The 368-nt window shown below is 31.8% G+C and carries 1 protein-coding gene; it reads left to right on the plus strand.

Annotation, left to right across the window (positions count from 1 at the left end; translation table 11 throughout):
* Positions 1–147: 147 nt before the first annotated feature.
* On the plus strand, positions 148–368 hold a 221-nt coding region (locus AC1DND_RS29650), incomplete at its 3' end, for a hypothetical protein (RefSeq protein WP_477586646.1).

A 368-nucleotide genomic window follows, 5' to 3' on the forward strand; every position in this document is an offset into this window, starting at 1 on the left:
ATGCTGGTGTGTTTGGCGACTAAAATGGGGTTGCGAAAGTATTAAAAAAAAGCGAGGCCTGAAAGCTTTTTAAGCTTAAAATATCCCTTATATATAAAACCTTATTCACTATATTTAACAAACATTCACATTTTAAATTAGTCACAGTTGAAAACTACTATACTCTTTTTACTGGGCTTGATTTTTCAGCTTTTTTGCATAAATACGGTTTCTTTCGCTCAAAAAAATATACCCGATACGGTAAAGACAGGGATTTATGTAACGAGCATCCACGATATAGATTTTAAAGACAAAGAATATACCATTAATTTCTGGCTATGGCTAAAGTATAAAAACAAGGAATTTAATTTTGCCGATAACCTGGAGAT

The sequence above is a fragment of the Pedobacter sp. 01N416 genome, assembly GCF_056399685.1.